16 protein-coding genes are annotated in these 12,500 nt (G+C 41.1%); all 16 read left to right on the forward strand.

What is annotated here, in order from left to right; translation table 11 throughout:
• The first annotated feature begins 32 nt into the window (after positions 1–32).
• Genes rsmG through gspK form a run of 16 tightly spaced genes read left to right on the forward strand, consistent with a single transcriptional unit; the run spans position 33 to position 12,402 of the window.
• A complete protein-coding gene (rsmG, locus tag FTV27_RS06575; RefSeq protein ID WP_180003083.1) occupies positions 33–665 on the forward strand; it encodes a 16S rRNA (guanine(527)-N(7))-methyltransferase RsmG in 633 nt (210 codons plus the stop codon).
• Positions 666–689: 24 nt separating this feature from the next.
• The gene (locus tag FTV27_RS06580) at positions 690–1,472 is read left to right on the forward strand and encodes a ParA family protein (RefSeq protein WP_078188958.1); all 783 of its coding nucleotides are present in this window, start codon (positions 690–692) and stop codon (positions 1,470–1,472) included.
• A complete protein-coding gene (locus FTV27_RS06585; protein WP_111885065.1) occupies positions 1,469–2,356 on the forward strand; it encodes a ParB/RepB/Spo0J family partition protein in 888 nt (295 codons plus the stop codon). The genes FTV27_RS06580 and FTV27_RS06585 overlap by 4 nt, the downstream gene beginning before the upstream one ends.
• Before the next feature lie 31 nt (positions 2,357–2,387).
• Entirely contained in the window at positions 2,388–3,029 is a 642-nt protein-coding gene (locus tag FTV27_RS06590) for a MotA/TolQ/ExbB proton channel family protein (RefSeq protein ID WP_078188956.1), read from the forward strand.
• Between the two features lie 13 nt (positions 3,030–3,042).
• Complete coding sequence (locus FTV27_RS06595) at positions 3,043–3,465, forward strand: biopolymer transporter ExbD (RefSeq protein ID WP_180077627.1); 423 nt, start codon at positions 3,043–3,045, stop codon at positions 3,463–3,465.
• A complete protein-coding gene (msbA, locus tag FTV27_RS06600) occupies positions 3,465–5,192 on the forward strand; it encodes a lipid A export permease/ATP-binding protein MsbA (RefSeq protein ID WP_180077628.1) in 1,728 nt (575 codons plus the stop codon). Before FTV27_RS06595 ends, msbA begins: the two co-directional genes overlap by 1 nt.
• A gap of 3 nt (positions 5,193–5,195) precedes the next feature.
• Positions 5,196–6,209 (forward strand): tetraacyldisaccharide 4'-kinase, encoded by a 1,014-nt coding sequence (lpxK, locus tag FTV27_RS06605; RefSeq protein WP_180077630.1) that lies wholly within the window; start codon positions 5,196–5,198, stop codon positions 6,207–6,209.
• A 3-nt stretch (positions 6,210–6,212) separates the two neighbouring features.
• A complete protein-coding gene (gene kdsB, locus FTV27_RS06610) occupies positions 6,213–6,974 on the forward strand; it encodes a 3-deoxy-manno-octulosonate cytidylyltransferase (RefSeq protein WP_180077632.1) in 762 nt (253 codons plus the stop codon).
• 13 nt (positions 6,975–6,987) lie between these two features.
• Complete coding sequence (locus FTV27_RS06615; protein WP_180077634.1) at positions 6,988–7,971, forward strand: DNA polymerase III subunit delta'; 984 nt, start codon at positions 6,988–6,990, stop codon at positions 7,969–7,971.
• A gap of 15 nt (positions 7,972–7,986) precedes the next feature.
• Entirely contained in the window at positions 7,987–8,328 is a 342-nt protein-coding gene (locus FTV27_RS06620; protein WP_111885061.1) for a PilZ domain-containing protein, read from the forward strand.
• Between the two features lie 31 nt (positions 8,329–8,359).
• Positions 8,360–9,133: a TatD family hydrolase gene (locus FTV27_RS06625; RefSeq protein ID WP_180077636.1), complete on the forward strand. Its 774-nt coding sequence runs from the start codon at positions 8,360–8,362 to the stop codon at positions 9,131–9,133.
• 42 nt (positions 9,134–9,175) lie between these two features.
• The gene (locus FTV27_RS06630; RefSeq protein ID WP_180077638.1) at positions 9,176–9,790 is read left to right on the forward strand and encodes a TetR/AcrR family transcriptional regulator; all 615 of its coding nucleotides are present in this window, start codon (positions 9,176–9,178) and stop codon (positions 9,788–9,790) included.
• Between the two features lie 9 nt (positions 9,791–9,799).
• Positions 9,800–10,357 carry a type II secretion system protein gene (locus FTV27_RS06635; RefSeq protein ID WP_180077640.1) on the forward strand — a complete coding sequence of 186 codons (558 nt, stop codon included), beginning with the start codon at positions 9,800–9,802 and terminating at the stop codon, positions 10,355–10,357.
• On the forward strand, positions 10,347–10,739 hold the full coding sequence (gene gspI / locus FTV27_RS06640; protein ID WP_180077642.1) for a type II secretion system minor pseudopilin GspI: 393 nt from the start codon (positions 10,347–10,349) through the stop codon (positions 10,737–10,739). The genes FTV27_RS06635 and gspI overlap by 11 nt, the downstream gene beginning before the upstream one ends.
• A 46-nt stretch (positions 10,740–10,785) precedes the next feature.
• Positions 10,786–11,415: a type II secretion system minor pseudopilin GspJ gene (gene gspJ, locus FTV27_RS06645; RefSeq protein WP_180077749.1), complete on the forward strand. Its 630-nt coding sequence runs from the start codon at positions 10,786–10,788 to the stop codon at positions 11,413–11,415.
• A gap of 39 nt (positions 11,416–11,454) precedes the next feature.
• Positions 11,455–12,402 (forward strand): type II secretion system minor pseudopilin GspK, encoded by a 948-nt coding sequence (gspK, locus tag FTV27_RS06650; RefSeq protein WP_180077644.1) that lies wholly within the window; start codon positions 11,455–11,457, stop codon positions 12,400–12,402.
• Positions 12,403–12,500 lie beyond the last annotated feature (98 nt).

Raw genomic sequence — 12,500 nt, forward strand, 5'->3', positions numbered from 1 at the left:
CTTCAGTTAATTTTTATTGAGATGTCTTCTTTATGCATCCTTTTTTTCAAGACTTAAAGCAAGGTAGTCAAAAGCTTGGCTTAGATTTGAGTGAAGAAGCATTAAATCTATTGCTGAAATACCAAGATGCCCTAGTGCTGTGGAACAAAGCGTATAACTTGACTGCTATTCGTGATCCTAAAGAAATGTTGGTTAAGCATTTATTGGATAGCTTAAGTATCCTAAATGATTTGCCTGCAGGTCGTTTATTGGATATCGGTACGGGTGGTGGCATGCCGGGCATGATCATTGCACTGTGTCAGCCTGAACGTGAATGTGTGCTTTTAGATGCCAACGGTAAAAAAATTCGATTCTTAAAACAATTTATTGCTGACTTAAAACTAAAAAATGTCATTGCGGTACAAACACGTGTCGAAAATGAAGACAGCATTAATGAACTGGGGCAGTTTGATGTGATTACCAGTCGTGCTTTTGCATCGTTAACGGATTTTGTGGATGCGTCTAAACCGTATATGCATGCGCAAAGTATTATCGCGTCGATGAAAGGCTTAATTCCTGAAGAAGAAGTTGAAACACTGAAAAGTGATTTCAAGATTGATATCGTTGCATTAAAAGTTCCACGACTTGATGAGCAGCGTCATTTAATTTTTCTTAAACGTATTTAAAATTTTCAAAGGACTGGGGTTACCATGGCTCAAATTATTGCGATTGCAAACCAAAAGGGTGGCGTAGGTAAAACCACAACTGCTGTGAACTTGGCTGCATCTTTAGCCATATTAAAAAAACGAGTTTTACTTGTGGACATGGATTCACAAGGCAATGCCACGATGGGTTCGGGCATTCAAAAAAATGATTTGTTGTATTCAGTCACGGATGTCTTACTTGGTGAAGTGCCAATTGAAACCGCTATTTATAAAGCGGAAGTGGGCTATAAGGTTTTAGGTGCAAACCGTGACTTAGCTGGCGTTGAGCTTGCAATTGCAGATCAAGACGGTCGTGAGTTTATTTTACGTGAAGCATTGGCAAGCGTCGAAAAAGACTTCGACTATATTATTGTCGATTGTGCACCAAGTTTAAGTTTGATCACTGTCAATGCACTTGCAGCGGTACGTGCTGTGCTGATTCCAATGCAGTGTGAATATTATGCCCTAGAAGGTTTGGCTGACCTAACCCAAACCATTGACCGTATTCAGCAAGCTTTAAACCCAGATCTAGAGATCGTGGGTGTGCTTCGTACCATGTACGATGCGCGTAATGCCTTAACACGTGATGTGTCTGCTGAGCTTGAACAATACTTCGGTCAGAAACTTTATGACACGGTCATTCCGCGTAATATTCGTTTGGCTGAAGCGCCTGCGCACGGTTTACCAGTGATTTATTTTGAAAAAAGCTCGAAGGGTGCAGTTGCTTATTTGAACTTGGCAGCTGAGATGTTAAAAAAAACCAAAGTAAAAAAAGGAACTAAAGCATGACCGTAAAAAAACGCGGACTGGCTAAAGGTCGTGGTCTGGATGCCTTACTCGGCTCAATCCAAAAAGAAAAACTACAGCTCGAAGCAAAAGCTTTAGATCATGGACAGTTAAAACAAATTGATGTGCATTTATTGAAACGTGGTGAGTATCAACCGCGTCGTTTCATTAAAGAACAAGATTTACAAGAACTTGCTGCATCGATTGAAAAGCATGGCGTCATGCAGCCAATCGTGATTCGTCCTGTAGAAGATGAAAAGCATCCCTATGAAATTATTGCAGGTGAGCGTCGTTGGCGTGCGGCTCAGCTTGCAGGTTTAACCGAAGTTCCAGCCATTGTTCGTGACTTGAGTGACCAAGTGGCAATTGCCTTGGCATTGATTGAAAACATTCAACGTCAAGATCTGAACCCAATCGATCAAGCTATGGCTTTACAACGCTTCCATGACGAGTTCGGTTTAAGTCATCAAGAGATTGCCGATACGGTCGGTAAAGCACGTACCACGATTAGTAACTTGCTACGCCTCTTGTCTTTAGCGGATCAAGTCAAAGACTTTATGCAGCAAGGTTTGCTCGATATGGGGCATGCACGTGCGATCTTGACGTTAAAAGCCAAAGATCAGCTTAAAGTTGCTGAAATGGTGATTGAAAAAAGTATGTCTGTACGTCAAACCGAACAATTTGTTCGTGATTTGAATGCACCAAAACAACAAAAAGCTAAACCAATTGTTTCATCAGACATTCAACAACTGACACAACGTCTCTCTGATCGTTTCAGTGCAGACGTGAAAATTGATCATAATAAACAAGGGAAAGGCAAGCTGGTGATTAGCTACCATACTCTTGAAGAGCTAGATGGCATTTTAAATATTTGTCTAGCTGAATAATTTTTAAATTCGATTTATTGGGGAAAATCAAATGTGGGAATTAGTCAAAGCGGGCGGGTGGTTAATGATCCCGCTCGTCATTTGTTCGATCTTTACGGTAGCTATTACCATTGAGCGTTTTATTCGTTTAAAAAAATCAATGGTGTTGCCAAAAGACTTGATGATGAATGTAAACACATCGGTGAAAGATGTGGTGCAGCAGCTAAAGCAAAGTCCAACTTTACAACAAAGTACATTGGGTCGTGTATTGGGCGCAGGTTACGCTAGTAAAGATCAAAACGAGCAATATGCACGTGCGCAAATGGAAGTCACAGCGTCACAAGAAATTGGTTATTTAGAAAAAAATATCAACTTTTTGGGCACTTTAAGTGCTGTTGCACCTTTACTAGGTTTGTTGGGTACGGTGATCGGTATTATTGAAGCATTCTTAATGATTGATATAGGCACCAATAGTGATCCAGTGTTAATGATGCCAGGTATTTCTAAAGCATTGATTACCACTGCTGCCGGTATGTTGATTGCTGTGCCTGCATTGTTTGCGCATCGTTATTTCCAGCGTTTGGTTCAGGAATATGTGGCTGAGTTAGAACAGCAGTCGACATTATTTCATGCCGCTTTGTTTTATAAAAAAACACCTGAAGTAGAAAGTCAGGACATTCAGAAAGCCAGCTGAGTGGAGACTGCGCATGAAATTTAAACGTCGTCAGATTGAAGATATTCATATCAACCTCACACCGATGATTGACTGTTTGATGTTCATTTTGGTGTTCTTGTTGCTCTCGACTACCTTTAACCAGATGAGTCGAATGAACTTGACTTTGCCAGATGCACAGGGTGTTCCACCTAAAAACTATGATCAAAAGATTGAAGTTGTGGTGGATTCTTCAGGACACTATTCTGTCAATGGTCAGTCATTGGCGAGTAAAGAAGTCTCTGATTTGAATACTGCAATTAAACAGACAGCCAATGATCGTCGTGATTTAATGTTTGTGATTGCAGCAGATGCAAAAGCAACACATCAGGATGTGATTCGGGTGATGGATGTTGCAGGTCAACTTGGATTTGTGAATATCAACATCAGTACCAAAGTTCCAACTCGAGGTTATTAGTGAAGCACGATTTTAAGGTCTATTTACGCCTATTAAGTTATTTAAAACCTTTTTGGGGAATCGGCCTGCTGGTTTTGCTTGGTTTCGGTATTAATGCTGCGACAGAAGTTTCTGTCGCAAAATTATTGGAACGCATTATTGAAGCCATTCAAAACAAAGATCAAAGCTTTACAACCTTATTTCCACTCTTGGTGGTTTTATTGATGTTCTTCCGTGGACTCGGTTTGTTCATGGGGGGATATTTTACCGCAGTGATTTCTCGAAACTTAATTTTTAATATTCGTCAGCAAGTGTTCGCAAAACTCATGCGTTTGCCTTCGCAATATTATTTAGATAATTCGAGCGGTCATATCACTGCAAAAATTATGTATAACGTTGAACAGTTGACGGCGGCATCGTCTGAGTCACTGAAAACGATTGTACAACAGGGTCTAATTACCATCGCATTATTGGGTTATTTGCTGTATACCAACTGGCGTTTAACCCTGTGTATTTTGATTTTTGGCCCAATTATTGGTCTGATCATCCGTAAAGCGTCCAAGCGGATGCGTAAATTATCCATGCAAGTACAAAGTACCATGGGTGACGTTAACCATGTGGTGCAAGAGACAGTACAAGGCAACTTGGTAGTGAAGGGCTTTGCAGGGCAAGATTATGAACAAAAACGTTTTTATGAAAGCTCAATGGAGAACTTACGTCGCGGCTTAAAAATGGTTGTGGTGCAGCAACTCAATAGCCCGATTGTTCAGCTGATTATGTCGATCGCGCTCAGTATCGTGATGTATATCGCGCTACGCCCAGAGATTTTACAAGATACAACCGCGGGTGAGTTTGTTGCCTATATCACTGCCGCAGGTATGTTGAGTAAGCCAATTAAAACCTTGACGGATGTCAACGAAAAACTACAACGAGGCATGGCAGCAGCTTATTCAGTTTTTGAATTGCTTGATATGCCTGAAGAAGTGAATGACGGCACGCTGAAGCCTGCTTTGAAAGGCGATGTCGAATTTAAAAATGTCAATTTGATCTATGCTGATGGTCACCATGCGATTCATGACTTCAATTTAAAAGTTAATGCAGGGCAAACCGTTGCATTGGTTGGGCGTTCAGGTGCAGGTAAAACTTCATTGGTCAATCTGTTGGTGCGTTACCAAGAGGTGTCATCAGGACAATTGTTGCTAGATCAGCATGATATTCACGACATAGAACTCAATAGCTTGCGTACTCAGATTTCGATGGTCAATCAGCAAGTGGTTTTGTTTAACCGTACAGTACGTGAAAATATCGCTTATGGTCAGCTCGAGCATGCAACAGATGAGCAAGTCATTGCTGCTGCCAAAGCTGCATTTGCACATGATTTTATTATGGATTTACCGCAAGGTTATGACACACCATTGGGTGCCCAAGGTTTAAATCTATCTGGTGGTCAACGTCAACGGATTGCGATTGCACGTGCCATTTTGAAAAATGCACCGATCTTAATTTTAGATGAAGCGACTAGTGCGCTAGATAACGAATCTGAATTTTATATTCAGCAAGCATTTGACGCTGCGATGCAAGATCGTACCACGATCGTGATTGCGCATCGTTTATCGACCATTGAAAATGCAGACTGTATTGTAGTGATGGATAAAGGGCGTATTATTGAACAAGGTTCGCATACAGAATTGATGGCACAACGTGGTGCATATTACCAACTTCATCAGCGTAATTTTGAGGAAAATTAAGTCATGTCTTTTGCACAATTGATTCAGGATGCTTGGAATGAACAGGCAAAGTGGCTCATTGTGTTTAGACCTTTGTCATGGCTTTATCGTGGCGGATTTTTACTTAATAAAAAACTCTATCAATCAGGTATTAAGCAAAGCTATAAAGCGCCTATTCCAGTCATGGTCATTGGAAATATTACAGTGGGTGGGAGTGGCAAAACCCCCTTGCTCATTCACTTGGTCAGTTATTTAAATAGCTTAAACCTGCGTGTTGGTGTGATCAGTCGTGGCTATGGTGGTCAAGGACCATTTCCGGCTTATGTCGATTTAGACTCGACGGTTGAAATGGTGGGTGATGAACCGAGCTTAATTGTTCAGTCTACAGGTGTGCCGATGGCAGTCGGTCCAAACCGCCAGCAAAGTATTGAGTTGCTACTATCCAAGCATGAATTGGATTTGATTATCTGCGATGATGGTTTGCAGCATTGGGCGCTTCAACGTCAGTTGGAGTGGATCGTGCTGGATAATAATCGTGGTTTAGGCAATGAAAAATTATTACCCGAAGGTTATTTGCGTGAACCGAAAAAGCGCCTTGCCAGTGGAACGGTCATTGAGCATTCAGCAGATCCAAGTTCTCCACTGAATATGCACCTAGAAGCGGCGCAGCCTTATTTGCTCAATAAAGATCTTGTGACGACATTTGATGCAAATAAAGATTTTTATGCTGTGGTGGGTATCGGCTTTCCGCAACGCTTTTATAAAACCCTAGAAAACATGGGGATTCATCAATTTCAATGTCATGAATTCCCGGATCATTATGAATATGAACTGAGTGATTTGCAGTTTGAAGATGCCAATCCCATCATTACCACTGAAAAAGATGCAGTTAAAATTTTAGCGATCCTCAAAAATAATCCAGATTTTAAAAGAGAAATATGGGTTGTTCCTGTAGATGCAGTGTTGTCACCTGCGTGTTATGAAACTTTGCATGCGCAGTTGAAACAACTGGGTCTGAAACTTCCCGAAGGCATTTAATTTATGAAACATATTGTTATTCCTGCACGTTTTTCAAGTTCTCGTTTACCAGGTAAGCCATTGCTTGAAATTCATGGCCGTCCGATGATTTTACGAGTGGTCGATCAAGCCCAAAAAGTTGCAGGATTCGATGACCTTTGTGTTGCTACAGATGATGAACGTATTGCAGCAGTATGTCGTGCGGAAGGGGTTGATGTGGTATTGACCTCTGCAGAGCATCCATCAGGGACAGATCGTTTAAGTGAAGTTGCACGCATCAAAGGTTGGGCGAGTGATGACATTATTGTCAATGTGCAAGGCGATGAACCTTTGCTTCCCGCTCAATTGGTAAAACAAGTTGCACAATTACTCGTTGATCAGCCGACATGTTCAATGTCGACGCTCTGTGAGCCGATTCATAGTCTGGATGAGTTTCAACGTGACAGTATCGTCAAAGTGGTGATGTCAAAGCACAATCAAGCGCTGTATTTCAGCCGTGCGACTATTCCGTATGACCGTGATGGTGCAAAGCAAGCAGAACAAACCTTGCATGATCAGGCTTATCGTCATTTAGGCCTATATGCATACCGCGTAAAACTGCTACAAGAATATGTCACTTGGGATATGGGTGTACTAGAAAAATTAGAAAGCCTTGAACAATTACGCGTTTTGGAAAATGGTCACCGTATTGCCATTGCTGTGGCAGAAGCGAACCTACCACCGGGCGTAGACACTCAATCTGACCTTGATCGTTTGAACCAAATGGATGTTTCAAACTTCGAATAAGGTTAAATGATTTATGCAAAATGAAATTGTGGCGCAAGTGTACCCTTGGCAGCAAAATACATGGAATACATTAACCAGCCGTTTTCCACAACTGGGACATGGCGTGCTTTTGTATGGCAAAAAAGGCTGTGGTAAAGAGGCATTTGCAAAACAATTTCTTGCATGGGTGCTGTGTCAAAAACGTGATGAGCGGACTGAGCCATGTGGTGAGTGTGGGAGTTGCCAGTGGTTAAAGTCAGATACACATCCAAATTTTGTCCACATCAGTACAGATGAAGACAATAAAAAGCAAAATGCCAAAATTAAAATCGAAAAAATTCGTGATTTGTTGCCTTTTGTACAACAAACCGTGGATGGTTGGCGAGTTGTGTTGATTGAGCCTGCTGAAGCATTAAACATTGCGTCATCGAATGCGTTGCTGAAAACGCTAGAAGAGCCGGGCGAACGGATTGTGATTATGTTGTTGGCAGAGCATTATTTGAAATTGCCAGCAACAATTCGCAGTCGAATGCAGCACTATGCATTGGATCGTATCGAACCAGAACAATCACAACTTTATTTACAGCAGCATTTGCCCGATAGTGGTGAAACTCAGCGCAAAGTTCTCATGAACTTAGCCAGTCAAATGCCATTACAAGCGATTTCATTGGCAAGTAGCGAATGGTTAAATATGCGCCAAGATTTTCTACAAGATTGGCAAAAACTTGTGACACAAAAAAACATGCCGATGGCAATTGCGACCAAGTGGAATAAAGCTCTGAGTTTTAGTGATTTTAGTCAAATGTTTGAATACTTGTTGTCCGATATAATTTGTGTCAAGCTAAATCAATCCATAAAAAATATAGATTTGGATTTTGGAGTGTTGGCAGAGCAATATTCGCTCGAAATACTCTTTGGGATTTATACAGAATTACAGCAGTCTAAGCAGTTCATCGAGCAGAACGTACAGGGGAATCTGGTCGTAGATGAGCTTTGCATCAAACTGATGAATGTTTAATTAAGGGGAAAAATCATGCAACCACGTATGGGCGGGATTGTTCACGCTAATATTCCAGATGTGGAAACACTTTTTGCGAGCTACATGCCTTATGTCGTTGGTGGCGGTTTATTTGTACCATCAAAGCAAGCTGTGAAAATGGGTGATGAAGTTTTCTTATTGGCTACGCTGCCTGAACAAAGTATAAAAATTCCTTTGACAGGGAAAGTGATTTGGATTTCGCAAAAGCAAAATGGCATTAAACCACAAGGCTTTGGAATTCAATTAAGCGGCGAAAAAGGCGTTTATTTCAAAACAGAAGCAGAACGTTTACTTGCAGGGCTTAAATCTGAGGGGCGTAGAAGTTACACTATGTAGTTACAACAGTGAAGACTTGTAGGTACATATTGTGTTTGTAGATACCCATTGCCATTTAACCATGCTTGACTTAAGCTCTTATGAGGGTAATTTAGATCTTGCATTGGATCAGGCTCGTCAAGCCGGGGTCTCAAAATTTATGAGTATCTCGGTTGATCTAGATGACCATATCGAACTTTCAAAAATTGCTTCACGTCATGCCGATGTGGGTTATTCCGTTGGGGTGCACCCATGTGAAGATCCTGCAACGATGGCTCGGGCAACAGAAGAATATCTCATTGAATTAGCACAACCTGAAAAGGTTTGGGCGATTGGTGAAACAGGGCTGGACTATTTTCATAGTACCGACTTTGTTGCAGAGCAAAAAGAATGTTTTGCCCGCCATATTCGCGCATCGCAAGCCGTGAAAAAACCGGTGGTTGTACATACTCGTTCTGCAAAGCATGATACGGTGGATATTATCCGTGCAGAGAAATCTACTCACGGTATTTTGCATTGTTTTACTGAAGATTGGGAAACGGCAAAAGCTGTCTTAGATTGTGGTTATTACGTGTCATTTTCAGGCATTGTTTCTTTTAAAAATGCACAAGATTTGCGTGATGTGGCCAAGCAAGTACCACTGGATCGCGTGCTGATTGAAACAGATAGCCCATACCTTGCACCGATGCCCTATAGAGGAAAGTCTAATGAACCAAAATACGTTCCTTATGTAGCCAAAGCCTTAAGTGATGTATATGATAAGTCAATTGAAGAGATGGCTTTCATTACAATGCAAAACTTTGAAAATCTCCTCAATCTTAAGTAAATAATTTGAATTGATATAAGAGTAAGAGAGTATAGGGTGAAGATGGATCGTCAAGCTCAGTTTAGAGCAAGAGAGGCATTAATTTTCCAAGTGGCAGAGCAGCTGCTATTGGAAAATGGCGAAGCAGGGATGACACTAGATGCGCTAGCGGCAGAACTCGACTTGGCAAAAGGGACGTTATATAAACATTTTCAAAGTAAAGATGAACTATATATGTTGCTCATTATTCGTAATGAACGCATGTTATTGGAAATGATTAAAGACACCGATAAAGCTTTTCCTGAACACCTTGCTTTCTTTATGTTGCATCACTTACATCACCCAGAACGTACAGTGTTGTTTCATCAAATTGAAGAGCGTTTATCGACAACGGGTGTGGGTATTCAACACTTGTTTAGTGAACTTTATCAAGTGCGCAAACAGCGCCTACGATTGATCATCCGTATAACTGAGCGTTATTTGGAGTCGATTCAAAGTAGCATGCCAGTACGTGATTATCTTGCTTCGATTTGGTCACTTACACATGGTGCTGCAGCAATTTTGAACTCTAGTTTTTATCAGCGTTATTTGGGTTCAAGAGACACCTTGCGGGTTGCTTATATTGATCAAGCCTTGGCCTTACCAAAACAAGTGCATGCGGTTGCTCAATTCGCTTAAAGGCTGCTTATGAAAAGTGCATCACCATCATCGGTTCGTGGCTTCACCCTCGTAGAATTGATGGTGGTGATTGTGATTATGGGCATCATGGCCTCATTGGTACTTTTAAATATTGGTGGGACAGATCAACGCAAAGCCATGCAAGCACGCGAAGTGTTTGTGATGGATCTGAAACGAATTTTACGTGATGCAAATGATCAAGCTTTGATATTGGCTTTACAGCAAAAAGCTGGAACGGATGTCAACACGCAAAGCTATGCGGTACAAGAATATTTACCAGAACAAAAACGTGTAGAAAATAGTATTTTAAATCAGAACAATAAATGGCAAAACTATAAAAACTTTGAAACCCGAGTATTACCTGAAAATGTCTCTTTTACGATTCAGCCTTTAGACCAGCAGTATGAAAATGCCAATAATGATGATTTGTTAAATACCAATGCACCCAAGTTGATTTGGTTAGGTAATGGGGAAGTGAAGCCTGTGCGTATACAGTTTTATTTTGAAGAACGTCCCATTGGCAATGAAATCGAAATTGATCATTTAGGGAAAGTTAATGGGGGCTAAAGGATTTACGCTACTTGAAGTCATGGTGGCATTGGCGATTTTTGCGACTGCGGCAATGGCTTTGTCTAATGTTGCGATGCAATATACACAGTCGACAGCACACGCAATTTTAAGAAATAAAGCACAATTCGTTGCGCTGAATGAAATCGCTAAGATGGAAATCAATCGTGAATGGATGACAGGTACTGCATCTAAACAGGTCACTGAACAAGGCGAACGATGGCAAATTGACAAAAAAGCCCAAGCCACCATTAGTCCAAATGTACAACGGATTGATATCCAAGTGAGTTTGATGAATGCTGAAACAGGCGATGTTGAAGCAGGGATTAGCAGTTTGGTGTTCTTTAACTATAAGGCTCCGTTGGATGAAAATAATAACTAGAAAAAAACGTACATCTCAAGATATGCCTGTGCTTGTGCAGCAAGGAATGAAGAATCAAGCAGGATTTACCTTGGTTGAGCTTTTGGTTGCGATTGCCATCTTTGCAGTGCTATCTGCATTGGGCTGGAAGGTTTTTGATTATGTCTCGAAAGTGAAGGAACGAAACGCAACCCATGAGGCACGGCTGAGTCAGTTGCAAGATGCCCATCAGCAAATACTCAGAGACACGGTACAAGCTGTGCCATTAACTGCCAATATTAATGGAGATATTCAACCAGCGTTGGTGTTGCAAAATGGCCGATTTAATTTCAGTAAGACTGGTGTCACTGACCCATTAAATCAGGGCATTGCACCTGATGAGCGAGTGGAATATCAATACAAAGCTGATGAAAAAAAATTGTATCGGCTAAAATTTAAAAATCTCAACCAAACGGGGCATGATCAGCCAGATTCGAGTGTATTACTGGATAATGTTGAACAATTTAAAATCACGGTACTCAATCCAAATGAGTTGGAAAGTTGGCCAGATGCTGCCGCAGATCTGAATAATGAAAAAACCATACAACTGTTACCACGCGGCATTAGGATGCAACTCACAGTCGATGGAACAGACTATGAATGGCTATTCAGTTTGTTAAATACTGATTTTTTATTGGATAAAAATAAGAATGGTTAACGGTCAGGTAGTAGAGGCATTTGAAGTTCGGAGTTGCTTATGAAACAGCAATGTGGCATCGCTTTGTTAACTATCCTGATGATGGTAGCTTTGGCAACCATAGTTGCAGCAGGCATCGCAAAACAACAAGCCCATACTTCTGAAAATACCGCCTACGTGATGCGCCAAAATCAATCGATGTTATATGCGAAAAGTGCTGAAGCATTTTTTGCTGAACTTTTGGTAAATGATGCCGAAAATGCAGGGCAGGTGGATCACCTCCAAGAAAATTGGGCTCAGCCTATGCCAGCCTTTCCTGTGGAAGGTGGAACTGTTGCAGGTGTGCTCCAAGACGAATCTGGAAAATTTAACCTTAATAGTTTGGTTTCAGAAGAGGGTGTGGTAAATGACAAAGCAAAGCTATGGTTTGAAAAAATATTGCAGCGTGTTGGTTTACCCGCAGAATTAAGTCAAGCCGTGATTGATTGGCAAGATGAAGATGATGAGACCTCTGGCCCGATGGGAGCAGAGCTGGCGTACTATCGTGGTTTAAATAATGCGGCACTACCGCCAAATGCAAAATTCCATAGTGTGGAAGAACTGAAATCAGTCCGTGGTTTTGAAGGTGCTCAATATAAACTGATTGCGCCCTATGTGAGCAGCTTGCCCTCGCATGAAACAACGGTAAACATTAATACCGCTCCTGCATTTTTGTTAGCGACTATGGATGATCGTTTAGATGTCAATGCAGTTGAGCAAGCTTTGCAACAAAAAGCTGCCAAATTTGAACATTTCGAAAATATCAATGATTTATGGGCAATGGAGCCATTTGCACAGGTGAGCACAGAAAATAGGGAAGTTTTAAATTCACAATTGGGTGTGCAGTCGAACTATTTTAAAGCGCAAATTGAAATTATTTTAAATGAAAGAAAGCGTCAATTTACCAGTGAGTTAGTGCGAAAAGATAAAGATGTATATGTGGCTTTTCGCAGTATGGCACCATTTTAGGTCTTAAAGGTCGCTAAATTTTCATGATGCCTTTTCCCAATTGTGCTGAATAGCAAAATTAATGCCTCTTGTTAGACTTTTGCATTATAATCTCTAAG

Source organism: Acinetobacter sp. YH12251 (genome assembly GCF_013417465.1).
Lineage (GTDB): Bacteria > Pseudomonadota > Gammaproteobacteria > Pseudomonadales > Moraxellaceae > Acinetobacter > Acinetobacter amyesii.

Bases quoted from the DNA above. Each gene is read 5' to 3' on its own strand.
- FTV27_RS06635 (WP_180077640.1), top strand. From the start codon at position 9,800: ATGAAAAGTGCATCACCATCATCGGTTCGTGGCTTCACCCTCGTAGAA.
- kdsB (WP_180077632.1), top strand. From the start codon at position 6,213: ATGAAACATATTGTTATTCCTGCACGTTTTTCAAGTTCTCGTTTACCA.
- gspI (WP_180077642.1), top strand. From the start codon at position 10,347: ATGGGGGCTAAAGGATTTACGCTACTTGAAGTCATGGTGGCATTGGCG.
- gspK (WP_180077644.1), top strand. From the start codon at position 11,455: ATGAAACAGCAATGTGGCATCGCTTTGTTAACTATCCTGATGATGGTA.
- gspJ (WP_180077749.1), top strand. From the start codon at position 10,786: ATGAAGAATCAAGCAGGATTTACCTTGGTTGAGCTTTTGGTTGCGATT.
- lpxK (WP_180077630.1), top strand. From the start codon at position 5,196: ATGTCTTTTGCACAATTGATTCAGGATGCTTGGAATGAACAGGCAAAG.
- FTV27_RS06595 (WP_180077627.1), top strand. From the start codon at position 3,043: ATGAAATTTAAACGTCGTCAGATTGAAGATATTCATATCAACCTCACA.
- FTV27_RS06630 (WP_180077638.1), top strand. From the start codon at position 9,176: ATGGATCGTCAAGCTCAGTTTAGAGCAAGAGAGGCATTAATTTTCCAA.
- FTV27_RS06580 (WP_078188958.1), top strand. From the start codon at position 690: ATGGCTCAAATTATTGCGATTGCAAACCAAAAGGGTGGCGTAGGTAAA.
- rsmG (WP_180003083.1), top strand. From the start codon at position 33: ATGCATCCTTTTTTTCAAGACTTAAAGCAAGGTAGTCAAAAGCTTGGC.
- FTV27_RS06615 (WP_180077634.1), top strand. From the start codon at position 6,988: ATGCAAAATGAAATTGTGGCGCAAGTGTACCCTTGGCAGCAAAATACA.
- FTV27_RS06590 (WP_078188956.1), top strand. From the start codon at position 2,388: ATGTGGGAATTAGTCAAAGCGGGCGGGTGGTTAATGATCCCGCTCGTC.
- FTV27_RS06585 (WP_111885065.1), top strand. From the start codon at position 1,469: ATGACCGTAAAAAAACGCGGACTGGCTAAAGGTCGTGGTCTGGATGCC.
- FTV27_RS06620 (WP_111885061.1), top strand. From the start codon at position 7,987: ATGCAACCACGTATGGGCGGGATTGTTCACGCTAATATTCCAGATGTG.